The sequence below is a fragment of the Acinetobacter sp. 102 genome (assembly GCF_037028485.1).
Classification (GTDB): domain Bacteria; phylum Pseudomonadota; class Gammaproteobacteria; order Pseudomonadales; family Moraxellaceae; genus Acinetobacter; species Acinetobacter higginsii.
Genome location: NZ_JAZEZK010000005.1, coordinates 140951 through 155292, shown reverse-complemented (window position 1 = coordinate 155292; position 14342 = coordinate 140951). Strand labels below are relative to the sequence as shown.

Below are 14342 nucleotides of genomic sequence, written 5' to 3'. Positions count from 1 at the left end.
GATTGAAAGACCCTCAAACATATTGAAAGCCTTGATACACTTTTTAATAGCTAAACCTTGAAAATTTATAGTTCCTTTAAAATATCACATAAATTAAATAGCTTATCTCTAACTTGCTGCATGCTTACCAACTCATTTAGAAAAAAATGGCTATCTTGAATCCAATCAAAGTTTTGATTATCAAGTATACATTTTAATTGCTCAGGATATTCTTCTTGACAACCAACTTTAAAATATAGGTTAAAATTGTTTCCAGGTTTATTAATCTCAATAAAATAGTTCTTTTTATCTAAGACAAAACCTTTTATGACTATTTTAGCATCTTCTTCACGAGACTTGACGGCCTCATAGTTTATCGATGTAAAAGGTAAAAGTAGGTCTTTGCTTGTTTTAAGCTCAAGTTCTAAAGCTTTAGTGAAAAACTCATAGTGATAATGATTACGCTGAGACTGACCAAGCAAAATGGTCTCTGAATCATTATGTGAAATAAACCCTTGTTCACAACACTCAAAGAGTTCCATATGCTTAATTAGTTCATATCTCCAATCATCCAATTCGGTATTATGTAATAATGCTTCATCGCATATTGATTGCAAAGAAACAGCTACATTATTGGTAGTAAACCGCGAATCATCTAATACTGCCTTAACATAAGTTTGCTTTTTCTCAATAGCTTCATCACCTATACGTAATACTCGGCGCCAACTATGGTCTCGTGGGATATTACTTTTGGTACTTCGACTACTGAGTAGATTTATTCTGTCCCAAGTGGCTGAAGTACAATAAATACCTTTACTTAATACAGCCCTTTCCCATGCGTATCCAATTGATGAAGAACTTTTTTCTATTGCATTAAAGACATGACTAAGCGAATGAAAGTATCTGTTAAATTGTTCAAAGTACTGTTTATTAGAATTATCTTCCCAATCACAATGCTTGTACTCTCTATAAAATTCCAAAATACCAGCAAAATTTAAAATACAGCCAATTTGCCCATTAAAGAAATGATGTTTCTCCGCATTAATAATGGCCTCACGCCACTCATCAGATCTTAATATTAGATGTGCTTTTATCTTTTCTTCAAGAACCTGAGGTTGCATAAAAGCGGATACCTTACAATCTGCTTTTAAGGCTTCTAAAATTGGTAAATCTATCTTACTTAATTCATCAATGACAAAAAGTGCTTGGTAAAACTTACTCGCAGAATCCGTAATTGTATTTTCGACTAAGTTATAAATTACACGAATCCAATTCTTTAATTCACCCAAATCTTCCCCTTTTATCAAGTAAGAATAAAAAGAAAAAAAACGTAATTTATCATCATAACTTGCACCATTGCTGATAATTCGTTTAAAGGTTTCTTCTTCTGCGTAATAATAGATTTCAGCCATATAGAGTCGAATTTTATTATTCTTCAATCCTTTATTACAAATCAGATCGATGATTTGTATAAAGCGGATGATTAAATTCTGATTAAAACAGTTCAGCTCTTCATATTTTGACAGACTGGGTTCTTTTAAACGCCCCTGATCACCCAAAAGTGCATCCGTTGCCTGAGTTAAGAAATCAGTTGATGCTCTATTATTCAACAAGCATTGATACATGATAATCAAACGGAAAAAGTTCATAAATTCATCATCAAATGTATTGTCATCTGAGCATACATTTCTATAAGGCCAAAATAAATCAGCCCAATCAGTATCGATCTTATGAATAAAATAGTCATAGCCATTTACCTTTCCTTCTCTGAAGGAGAGACGATATTCTGGCCATGGTTCAGCACATTTTTTAATGAATTGTTCAAGTTTTGCCTTAAAATTTTCAAATACAGTAAGCGGTTTTCCACGAGCATTCATTTTAATATATAGCTCATCTGATAAACCAAACGAATGTAAATCCAAAAATTGGAAAGTGATAAATGGCTTATCGATCACTAATAGTTTCTCAAATAATTCATTTTCTCGACCAAAAAACATGTCCTGAATAGCATCAAGCATACAAAGGCATGCCTGAACAGTTGGATCTTGTTTCCAAGATAAATAAAACCATTGACAATCAATTATTTGCTTACTGATAAAAACTTTATTACTGTTATTAATATCACCTTTCACAAAATCACTGACCACCAAGGCATTAAAAAACTCTGTAGTACTAGGTCTTGTTTTATATGTGAAACGTGATTGCCCATCTTTAGAAACAAACTGTGCTCTAAAATCTTCAAGGCGATCATTGGTTGCAGCTAGGTACCAATGCAACAAGAATAAAGTGGTTAAACGTTGTTGCCCATCTAGTACAGAAAAAACTTTACTCTCGCTGTTTTCGTAATTACCATAAACAAAGTCTAGATCTAGCGGTTGCCGCAAAAGGCTATCCTGCTGGTTTAGTGCATGGAATAATGAGCGTAAAAACAGTGTCCTCACTTCTTCTTCTTCTGATCGACCTTGTGCATAATCGCGTTGCAAAATTGGAATTTCTACTGAATCAACTTGGTTAAACAAGTTATAAAAAGTTAAACTTCTGCCATTCATATATGCACTCCTTCCCCACAAAAAATGCCATAAAGGCTGTGTATCATCGCTTGCTGATGGTCTTGACTGTCCTTCGATTCCCAATACAGCATTTTATCGACCTGCTTACTGTAATATTTCAAAAATACATTTTTTGTGCATAGTGGAACAAAAGTCGCTTCTTTATCCAATGCAATGATTTTTGAACGTTTAATTGGGAATACTGCATTTTTATAGCTGCGGTTTGTTGTTCTATCCAACAAGGTTAAATTACCAATCGAATTATCGACTATATTATTGCCTCCTGGGTCATAGAAAGACAAAATACGCAAATAAATCGCTTCAAACTGTTGATCATTAAATTGCGTTTTTACTAACTCAGTTGCATCATTCTTAATGGCCTGTGAAGTCTCACTATTTCCTGCCGATCTTTCTTCAATATGAATCGTGTTACCATCAGAAATATAGTCAACAACATTCTCTAGCCACTTTATTTGTTTATTTTTATCTCTCGGCATATCCGAAGCTACAGAACGTATATGCTCAATATCCCAATTGTCCTGCTTGTATTTGTTAAACTGAAAACGTGAGTTTGTTATAGGGTTTGCTAACAAGCTGGCAATATTAAACAGTAGCAATATTGATCTTATCTTTTTGGCGTCAGTCTCATAATTCAGCTCAGATAGTTCAGCTTCAATTAATGCCTTAGATACATCATTTAAGTTTTTATTAGCAAAAATTTTTACAAATATCTGCTCTATAAGATTTTGGCGGAAAGTATATTTACTTTTACAGGTTTCGCTTAAATTGAATATTGTTTCAACAGCTACCTTTTGTGAAACCAAATACCCGACTAAATGGAACAGTGCTTTATCATTAAACCATTCTTCTAGGGTCATAAAGCATTGTTTTATCTTTAGCCATTCTTTGATCACATCAACTTCATTATCATTATTCTGTAGTTGTTTATTAAACTGCAGAAAGACTTTGAGTTTATCGTGTTCAATAATCCCTTCACTGCTAAGCCTTCTCGCTGCCAACGCCAATACAAACTCTATACGGTTAGATGTGATTGGTTGATTACTTACAAAATACCAAAATGCATCATCTTGTAAGCGCTTTTCAATAGCATCCCACTCTTGAGCAACATTGAGTTGTTGCAGATGTCTTACAGTTTGACCAGCACTGGAGAAATTACTGGATTTTAGAAATAGTGCTTTAACTAACTCGGCATTCACTAAAGGAATTTTCCCCATATTTAAACGGGTAAAAACATCGGTAACATTTTCTGCTTCAGCTAGTTGATACCAAATGATCTTCACCTTATTTAAGAACACCGATTCGATATCATTAATTCTATGAGCTTTATTCTTAAACCATGCTCTGATATTTGAATAGGCTTCAAAGATAAAATGAAAGTCAATATTTTGATCTCTTTTATTTTCATCTAATGAAACTAAATACTCACGACTTTCTGGGCGTGTTTCATATTCTAGTGTATACAGTTGTTTTCTAAAATCCTCGGCAAAACGGCTATTAAAATAACCAAGAACCAATAAAATTGTTGTCAATCGTTGCTGACCATCGACGAGCTCCCATTGCTCACCTTTTTGTTTTACAACAACAGGTTGCAAACAGTAAAAATCATCATCAACTTTGATTTTTCTATCACAAAATTCATAAACATCTTCTAATAGCTCAATAACCTGTCTTGCAGACCAGCGATAACCTCTCTGATAAGCTGGAATAAAAAATGACATTGTCAACAAATCGTTAATTGTTTTGAGTGTTAATTCATTATGATCAAGCATTTTGTTCCTTTTATTCTTAGGTTAGAGGAAGAAGCACCTCCCTCAACAACTTCTGTATCATAATCTTTATAAGTCTTTGTTGCATAAAAATTTAAAAATTAATCTTAGTTCAAACCTTTCAAATTTAAGACGTAACGAAAACGAAATTTCTAGTAGGTTTCTTCGATGATTATAAAATAACTCAATGTATTTTATAATATCTGCTTTGGCTTCTTCTCTAGTTTGATAGTTGTAATGATGAACTAACTCATTTTTCAATATTCCCCAAAAGCTTTCAATCGGTGCATTATCGTAACAGTCTCCGCGCTTGCTCATTGAACCTTGAAAACCATATTGCTCAAGTATATTTCGATATTCATGGCTGCAATATTGACTTCCTCTGTCTGAATGCACAATCAGTTCTTTGGTTGGTTTTTGATTGTGAATAGCCATATTTAGCGCATTACAAACAAGCTGTGTTGTCATGCGCTCATTTAAGCTATAGCCAACCACTTGCTTCGTGTAAAGGTCTTTTACCGCTGCTAAATACAGCCATCCTTCAACAGTCCATATGTACGTAATATCACTTGACCATGCTTGATTTGGTCTAGTCATTGAGAATTGTTGCTCCAGCAGGTTTTCATAGATCGCTCGATTATGGTCACTATTCGTAGTCCTTTTAAAACGCTTGTGTCGCTTACAATACAGGTGGTTCAGCGCTTTTATCTGACGTACAGCGTACATACTCATTTTTATACCCTGAGCTTGTAAGTATTTGGTTAATCGAATATAACCATAGCTCTGCCTTGTCTCCTCATGGGCTATTTTCACCAATATCGTCTGTTGATTTCGTTGAATCGTTCTTTTGCTCACGCCTCTCTTGAGCCAATCATAAAAACATGAAACTGAAACATGAAGTAATCGAGCCATTAAGGTAATTGGAAAAGAATATCTTTTTTGTTTCATATAGGCGTACCTTACTGACTTTCTTTGGCAAAGTACGCTGCTGCCTTTTTTAAAAATTCACGTTCCATTTCAGCTATTTTGAGCTGTTGTTTGAGTTTTTTATTTTCTTCGAGTAGAGCGTTTAGATCAGGTGAATACTGTTTTGTACCTGCTAAAGTTCCAGCCTTTGCTTTGGTATTCCAATTTGAAAGAGTTTGCATTGAAATGCTAAGTTGTCTAGCTGTTTCCGAGACATTGCCTTGATTGGCTTCAATTAATTTGATGGCTTCAGCTTTAAATTCTGTGGTGTAAGTCTTGTGTTTCTTGCTCATGGTAAACTCCTGATGAGTGTGTTTAGTTTACCAAGTTAAAACCTCCTGTTTTTTCAGCACACATCAATCCTTTTGTGAATCTTTCTATTCAACGTTCTATAACTTTGAACTCATCCAATGTGAAATTGATAACTTCATCGTATAATGTTGCTATCATTGGTGGCGGTGCAACAGGCGTTGAACTAATTACAGAATTAGTCCATATAAAGAAGTATCTAGCTGCAACATCTTTCAATGAAACACATAAACTTAGTATTCAATTTACGCTTATAGATGCAACAAACCGGATATTGTCTGCTTTATCTGAAGATATATCTAGTGAAGCAGAAAAAATACTATCTCAACTGGATGTAAAAATCCAAAAAATCATAGAGTTTCAAAAGTTGATGATAAATATATATACTTCTCGTATAATTCAAGAATATCTGCAAATCTTAAGATTTGGACCGCTGGAATCAAAGCACCAGATGTTATAGAAGAATTAGATGGATTTGAAAAAGATAATCTTAGTAGGTTAAAAGTCTATGCCACATTGCATACATTTTCTGATCCAAATATTTTCGCATTTGGAGATTGTGCCCACTGTCAACTTGATGCAAAAAAAACTCCTTTAGGAGCAAGAGCACAAGTTGCATCTCAGCAAGCAGAATTTTTAGCACAATCACTTGAATGTCGATTAAAAAATAAACCTTTAACTTTATTTAAATTTTCAGACAAAGGTTCAATCATTTCACTTAGTCAGGATAATGCTATATGAGAATTATTTAATAGTCTAAATATTTATGGAACATTTGCTAGGAAAGCGTATGAAGCTTTATATCGTATTCACCAAATAAATATTCATGGCGTTAAAAATACTTATCGTATTTCTAAAAAAGATTCTATTACTAAAATTTGCTAAGAAAATTTTTTTAGACCTCCTGAGTTTAATTCAAAATTAATTCACACTAGATTAAGGGGCAGTTTCTATAAAAGATTATTAAATATAAAATAAATATTTAAATAAAAATCATAACATTAAGAAAAAACTAAGTTTATATTCAATTTTTAATACAAAAGAACCAATTATTAATGAAATTATAAAAAATACCAGAACTCAATATGGACATCCTATCACCACTACTAAACATCCAATTGAAATACTTAAAAATTAAAAAATCTTATGCCGAATAGCCCATACCACCGTAATAAGTAGCAGTGTTGATAGAAAAGAAAGAGCACTTGCTGCAAAGATTAAATCTATTGCACGTGAATTTAAAGATAATCTCCCATCCAAAATAAACTGTACATCTCTGCCATCTAAATAAAATAATAATGACAGAGATATCCATACAAATGAAAATACAAATATGAAGCAGATTAATGCTAAATATCTGAGCTTCCATTTTCTTCTATACAAAAGATAACCAAGCATTAAAGAGGTTATAAAAAAAATACCAAAACTGAATATCGACATAAGAACCTCTTAAAAATTTTATTGTGCTTCACACACCCAAATTTGATTAACTTATATAGGCAAACGACACATATACGTACAACCTAGCTGAAGACTACCACCAGAATTAAAATAGATTGTTACGCCTGTCCCGCTATACACACCATTAATATACATATCGACGTATCCAGCACGGTATCCATTATCTTGATAACCTTTAAAACCTAAATAATCAGAGCCTTGATTTACTCCTGCACTACCGCTAGATACGCCCCCCTCATATCTACGCGAGGAATTCCGCTCATTAATATCATTTAATATTAAATTCGTAGTTTTTTTCCCTACGAGCATATTACCTGTTAGAACAACTCCAGCAGGAGTTGTTACTTCTCTGATCTTGTTGATTTTAGTACTTTGCGCCATATTTTTGACCGCATTTAAACCTTTTAGTCCCCACTGTTTTATAACAGATGTACCTTGAGGGATTACAGTAGGTACTGCATTGCTAACAACATGTACATCTGCTGCTAGAAATGCAGCTTTACCAATACCACCAAAAACAGCACCCACTACCATTTGCTGCCCTAATTTTTTAATAGAGAACGAGTTTGAAAAATTATCTAACATACTCTCGTCATTTTTATATCCTTCGTACACTGCGTTTAGGACTGTTTCTCCCGTATAAAATACGCCTCCAATTACAGCACCGACCCCCATTGCAATTAAAATTGGATTCTCACCTGTCATATCGACATACATGACGGGATTGTTTAATGCATAAGCATATGGGTTTAGGCCACCAGCTAAACCAATCGGATCTGGCTCCATATATCGACCTAATTCAGGGTTATAGAAGCGATTATGGTTATAAAATTGACCAGTAGAAGCATCATAATACTGTCCAGGAAAACGTAGATTGAATGTGATAGTACCTACAGGATTACCGAGACCAAATGCAGTACTATCCCAACTCCACACAACATTACTATTACTACTATCAATCAGTCGACGAGGAGTATTTTGAACATCGGTGACAATATAATAAATCTTAGTCGCCACCCCACTACCATAAACTGCTGCAACTGGTTTATCCCCTAACCAAATATATTCGACTAATGGAATTCCTGCCGTTGTATACTCGCCAAGTAAATGACCTTTTTCATCATAAGTGAATTGAACTGCTGTATTTATCCATGAACTTGTTACACCACTTAAAGTTCGCTCATCATTGGCGTTATAACTCATATAACGACTAATGTTTGTTGAAGTCCCTTCACCTCGACGTCGCCCAGCATAATCGTAACTTGGGACAATTGAACCAAGATATAGCTCTGCGTTTGCAGTGTAATTAACAGGCTGAGCTACTCCATTTTTAGTCAGTGAGGTGAGCTTATTACCCGTATAACCATAATCAGCAGTTGCCACAGGTTGTAAATGATTACCTGAAGCTCTTAAACTTAAACGATTTCCATTCTTATCGTAGGTATAGGTGATTGCATAGACAGAGCTTGTGCCATTACTTCGGCTTTCTGAGAGTATACGTTGTTGTGAATCATAGCTAAAATTATCAGTTAAATTATTGTTTCGCTTAATACTTGTAATACGTCCATCACGATCAAAACTATAATTGAGGCCATACGTAATCGTTCCACTACTATTTTTATTACTGATCTGATTAATCACGCCATTTTTAGCTGAACTATAAGCCCATGTATAACTGCCAGCATTACTTCCCCATGTCCAGCCCGTCATTTGACCACTTAAGTCATAACCAATGTTACTTAATAAAGCAGTCCCATCTAAAGTTAAACCTGTGAGCTGTCCTTTTGATGTGTTGTCATAACTATAAGCAAGCTTACGTCCAGAAGGTAAAGTTATACCAGTGAGTTTGTCGCCAAGACTCCATGTATAAGTGTTTGATAAAGTATTTGTGTTAGTGCCAAATGTGGTTAAAGCTTTGTTTGACTGGCTTTTGCTAATGATGCGATCGTATAAATCATAGGTATAACTATTATCAACTCCATAAGGTTTATTGGTTGTTATTTTATCCAATCGACTATAGCGGCTTGAGTCAAAAGTATATGTATCATCATAACTCAACATATCAGGTGTGCTAGAGCTACTATTTTGGCATTGAATACTTTTATTTCGCCCAATTTCATCTATATTTGAAAAACTACATTTTCGATTACCATATGTACTCTGAATTAGCTGATCGGCTTCATTATAGCTATAGCTCTTTGTACCATAGTCCTTATTGCTTTCTTGAACCAGCACATTCCCATTACGATAAAGATACGGATTTGTTCCAGATGATAATGCATCAAGCGATGTCGTTAGATTATCTAACGCATCATAGCTTTTAGTATCCGTATTTCCTGCGCCATCTGTATGACTGATATTACGATTCAGTGCATCATAAGCCCAGTTCTCGGTAATTCCTTGTGCGGTCTTTGTTTGAACTACATTACCATTCGCATCATAACTTAGTGTTTTCCAGTTTGACGTAGCGTCGGTTCCAATTTGTACTTTATTGACTCGCCCATTTACATCTAATGTCTGATACAAACCTTTAAATACTGTGGCAGAAGAGCTATCTTTTAACTCGTCACTACTAATAGTGTTATTATTAAAATAAGTTCTTATATTGACACTACCATCCGCATAAGCCCTTTTAATAATACGGCCTAAGTTATCGTAATAAAAACTTGTCTTTTCGCCATCCTCATTTACAGTGCTTGTTAGTTGCCCAAGTGCATCATAATCATACGAAACACTTTTACCTGTGATGGTTCCTGTAGTTGAACCGCTTCCTAGAACAACTCTACTCAAGCTACCATCGAGATTGTAATCGTATTTTTCAACCATTCCATTTGGATAGACAATTCGTTCAGGCTGCCCAAATGAATTATATCCAACGTATTGTTCTTTTCTTTGGGCACCATTAACTGTGCTAAAAACGGTCGCCAAATTACCATAATTATCATAGCTATAGTTTATTTTATCCAAAGTACCAGCGCGCGGACCATCCTCACTACTTAACAGGCCATTATTGGACTGAGTGATATCGCTAAAATAGGTATATGTTGTTACCTTTGTCGTACTTTGTGGCTGATTTGAAGATTGGCTTTGTTTTACTACTTGCCCTTTCTCGTTTACTTCATTTGTTATTGTAAAATTAGAAGTCCTAATGGTTGTAGGAATATTAAACCTATTCTCTGTCCCATTCGACAATACACCATAAATATAATTTGTTGTCCTACTGATACTTGAAGCAGATGCTTCAAGTATCTGCAAAATACGATTCAATCCATCAAAAGCATAAGCTGTAGTATTACCATTTTGATCTGTAATTTGTGTTGGATGGATTTCACTTGGTGCATACACAACAGTCTTAATAGGTCGATTATCTCGTGTTGTTAAACAAGGGAATCCTGCAACATCAATAATTGTCTTTTTATAATCAGGATGTGATGTATTAATTGTAGTGCTTGCCGATTGACTACCGTCAGGAGAAAAAAACATTGAAATCTTACTTGCATTTTGTACATCATCATAGGTAGTCGTGGTATTTAATACTTTGCTCCCACTACTACCAACGTTTGATTGCAAAATAACTTTTACTGAAGAAATTATTTTATAAATTCCACTAGTTATTACAACAACACTTGGGTGCTCGACTTTCCACGTCTGCTGAATTTGATTAGAATTATCTGTGACTGATTTTAATATTGGGCGTTGGGCAGCAACTTCTGGATTAGCAACATTATTATCTAATGCTGTTGCATAATGAGATAATGATAAGGCCGAATCATATGCATAGTTTTCTTTTCTACCATTCTTAGCATTTTTTATTTGCGTAAGTTGAGGATAATTTGTTATACCAGCTTGTACTGATGAATAGGACAAATCATATTTTTGAATATCACCTTGAGTCCCACTATTAAGGCTTACAGAAGTAATTTGAGAACCATTACGAATTAAAGATAAATTATTATTTTTGTTATCTGATACTTGTACTAAGTTAAGCTGTGCATCATAACTTAAATTTAGCGTATTCCCATTTGGATATGTAATTTTATTGAATCTAAATAAAAGTTCATTATTAATAGATTTAGAAACTGTAGCACTATAAACAACACCAGCCCGAACAACGGTCATAGAGTTAGATCCAATATTAAATTGAATTTCACCAAAATCTTTAGAAGCATAACCACCAACCATTCCTTCACCTGGGAGGCTTGATGCCTCCAGCTCTGAAGAAGTATATAGCCGATATAACGCACGGTTTTTCTCGCGAAGATCAGGTTCTGGATAACCAATTTCCGTAAAGCCTGTAGGCCCATTTTTAAAATAATACCGATGGCTATCATTTGGTAATTTAATTACATAATTTGTAACTCGAATATAATATCCACCTCGGGTACGATAAGTACCATAAAAAACATTGACAAACCCATCATAATTATCAGACCAAGAGTCTGCACCTATTGAATTTTCTTGATCTATTGTTTGATGCCGTGTCGCTCTGCGATAGGAAAGGCTGTAAGGAAGTGCTCCTGAGATCAATTTTTTATTATAATTAACCTGACCTGAGAGAAGATTATAACCTGCTGTACATGATTTTATATTCGGATCATATGAAACAACGGACTCTCTATCTACTGTATACATATCATCGGCAAAACTAGGTTGTGGAAAAATAAATAAGATGCTAAAAAAAATATATAAGAAAATTAACAACTTTGATTTAATTAAATTCATCATATCACTACCACTTTGATGTTATTTATTTGATATTTCATTAAGATATTTACGGTCACGACTAAGTCTGGTGTTATTACTTAAATCTGTATTGGATTCGATCAAGACAAGGTTCAAGGCCGCTTTAGCATTTATACAATCATCTCTTTGAAAGTATTTTGTAGTATCGAGATCACAAGTATTTCTTATTTGTTTGCTTAATTCTGGCTTTGTCTTGTACCAATTAATGGTTCTATCTTTTTCTTGTTGTGGTATTCCATCAGTGCTGTTTAAAACCTCTTTAATGGGATCACGGGTACAACCAGAAAATAAAGAAAATATTCCAATTAATAAAAGTATTTTTTTATATGACTTATTCAATTGACTCACCACCCTATCTAACCTTTAATCATCTATGCATTAAATATGCCAAATACAAATATATTATTTAGAAAATTCGAGTAAAAAATGCACAAAAACATACCAAAAATGCACCAAAAAAGCTCAAATTTAGCCTTATTTTTTACCATTTGATCGAAACCCACCTTAGAATATTAAAAATAATTAATTCTTATAAACATTTAATTTTCATATGCATATATAAAAACAAAAACTTCTAAATTATTTATAAATAATGAACTGATATTCCAATCTATTTTCTTATACTTCAGTTAGATAAAGCATCAAAAAGCTTAATTGCGAATAGATTATTCCACAACGAATACAATGAGTTTTGTATTGCTAATGCTTTGCTCAAATTGATGATGATCTAGAGTAGATTTACTCAATATGGTATTTGATAATATTTCAGTTCAAAAAATTCAAACCAAAGATGATCTAATTACAGGCTTAGTAGTAGCAGAAGCCCTCTCTAATCATTGATAAACCATCTCATTTCTATAAAAAAGCTTAGAAACTTGTCTTTCTTAACGCTGAAAAAATCGAACTGGCTAAGTTCATGAAGCATAAAAAAATTAAATAGTAATAAATTAATATAAACTTATGTTTTTATTAATAAATATTTATTTTCTTGTTGTAAACTAAATTTTAGGTAAACATAAGTTAAATGAAAGATTCCAAAGAACGGCACGCTACACACTGCTGGTTGATCGTGCCGCGTTTGACTACATTTAAGTAAGGCGTGATGAAGATACACTCCTTGAACCTTTGGTAACACCCAATTCAGCAGCAGCGCGAAAACTTAACTTTCTCCCCGCTGTTTCAAACGCACGTATGGTTAATTACTCATTCTTTAGACGTAATAAACATCTAAGAATTATTTTAAAATTTCCATGTATAATCAATATTTAAACGTAACTCATTTGCAGGTTTAAAGGTCATTGTGCTTGGAATATTGTTGCGGTAAGTAGAATGACGTACACGTAAATTTAAATCTTTAAATATACTTTGCTGGACTTTATAACTTAACTCCAAATCTAATTCTCTTTCTTTAAAGTGCTGCTGACCATATCCATTAAGTTCAATATTATCTCCTTTGCTATAACGTGTCATAAATTTTAAACCATTAGCAGCAGTATCTTTAAAATCATAATCATATCGAAGATGATAAACTCGTTCGTTAATATTCACTAAATCAGTACTCAAAGTATCAAGAAAATGCATTGGTTCACCTCCAGATAGATAAGGTAAAGCCGTTTCACCAAATGACTGCATATATCCGATACTGAAAGTATGATTAGAATTATGAATCCCCCAAATACCACTAAAATGTTGATTATCAATATTGCCTGCAAGTTCTTTGCCTTCATTATTGCTAATATATAAACGCATATCTCCCAATAACTGACCAAATTGAGTATCTTTCTTACCTTTAACACCTAAAAAAGTTTGCTGATAGACATCATGCAAATTTGCATAATATGCACTTAATTCCGTTTTATCCGTAAGTTTGTATTCTCCACCAAACTCATGCATTCCTGATGATTCTGCCGCTTGATTAAATCGTTTATTAGGATTTGCTAAAGTTATGTGTTCATAATTTGTGGAGTCGCGATGATTGATACGATCTACATAGATCACATTCAAATGAAAATTAGGTATCTCTGAAGTCTGGATCTGAATTCCACGATAAGTTTGAGGAAATAAACGTGCAGGTGAAGCAAATAAGACAGGCAATTTAGGCTCTAAAATTCCTACATGAACTGTGGTGTTTTCAAAAATTTTAGCTTTTGCTGTTAAGCCAATTTCTCCATAATTATTAGCTCGTTGATTAGTTACTTTATTTACAGGTAATAAGCCTGTTGCAGCATAATCCAAAGAGCCATAAAGTTTAAAGCCCGCATACGCCATAAAATCTAAGCCGACTCCCACATCCCCTGCTGTATATCCAGACTGGGCTTTTAAAATAAAACCTTGAGCCCAATCACGTGCAGCTGGATATGGTGTTTCTTCAGTGTAATTTCGATCTAAATAATAATTTCTAGCTGTAATTGATGTTTTTATATCATCAATAAAATCATGTGCATAGCTTATATTAATCAAAATAAAAGGTGCGTAAAGCCCTGTAAAATAAATTACATACTTCATTTGATTCATCCAAATCAGTTGAATGAGCTGTCCTTCCTGACAA

General features: G+C 33.7%; 8 protein-coding genes. 2 read left to right on the top strand and 6 right to left on the bottom strand.

Annotated features, from left to right (window positions below):
• Positions 1–65: 65 nt before the first annotated feature.
• From WA352_RS06750 to WA352_RS06740, 3 genes are all read right to left on the bottom strand, one after another.
• Positions 66–2528 carry a DUF262 domain-containing protein gene (locus tag WA352_RS06750; protein WP_336141615.1) on the bottom strand — a complete coding sequence of 821 codons (2463 nt, stop codon included), beginning with the start codon at positions 2526–2528 and terminating at the stop codon, positions 66–68.
• Entirely contained in the window at positions 2525–4318 is a 1794-nt protein-coding gene (locus tag WA352_RS06745; protein ID WP_336141614.1) for a DUF262 domain-containing protein, read from the bottom strand. Before WA352_RS06745 ends, WA352_RS06750 begins: the two co-directional genes overlap by 4 nt.
• Before the next feature lie 66 nt (positions 4319–4384).
• Positions 4385–5574 (bottom strand): IS3 family transposase gene (locus WA352_RS06740; RefSeq protein ID WP_442892225.1). Its coding sequence is split into 2 segments (ribosomal slippage): positions 4385–5316 and positions 5316–5574, totalling 1191 coding nucleotides; the frame shifts between segments, so codons are not numbered across the junction.
• A 119-nt stretch (positions 5575–5693) separates the two neighbouring features.
• Here WA352_RS06740 and WA352_RS06735 point away from each other — a divergent pair.
• Together WA352_RS06735 and WA352_RS06730 are read left to right on the top strand one after the other, a co-directional pair.
• Positions 5694–6050: an FAD-dependent oxidoreductase gene (locus tag WA352_RS06735; RefSeq protein ID WP_336141611.1), complete on the top strand. Its 357-nt coding sequence runs from the start codon at positions 5694–5696 to the stop codon at positions 6048–6050.
• The gene (locus WA352_RS06730; RefSeq protein WP_336141669.1) at positions 5972–6331 is read left to right on the top strand and encodes an FAD-dependent oxidoreductase; all 360 of its coding nucleotides are present in this window, start codon (positions 5972–5974) and stop codon (positions 6329–6331) included. Before WA352_RS06735 ends, WA352_RS06730 begins: the two co-directional genes overlap by 79 nt.
• Positions 6332–7081: 750 nt before the next feature.
• On the opposite strand, the gene WA352_RS06725 is transcribed toward WA352_RS06730, so the two are convergent.
• The 3 genes from WA352_RS06725 to WA352_RS06715 form a co-directional block, all read right to left on the bottom strand.
• Positions 7082–11776, bottom strand: coding sequence for an RHS repeat domain-containing protein (locus WA352_RS06725; RefSeq protein WP_336141610.1), 4695 nt, complete (start codon positions 11774–11776; stop codon positions 7082–7084).
• An 18-nt stretch (positions 11777–11794) separates the two neighbouring features.
• Complete coding sequence (locus tag WA352_RS06720; RefSeq protein ID WP_241305833.1) at positions 11795–12142, bottom strand: hypothetical protein; 348 nt, start codon at positions 12140–12142, stop codon at positions 11795–11797.
• A gap of 891 nt (positions 12143–13033) precedes the next feature.
• The gene (locus WA352_RS06715; protein WP_241338180.1) at positions 13034–14299 is read right to left on the bottom strand and encodes an OprD family outer membrane porin; all 1266 of its coding nucleotides are present in this window, start codon (positions 14297–14299) and stop codon (positions 13034–13036) included.
• Positions 14300–14342 lie beyond the last annotated feature (43 nt).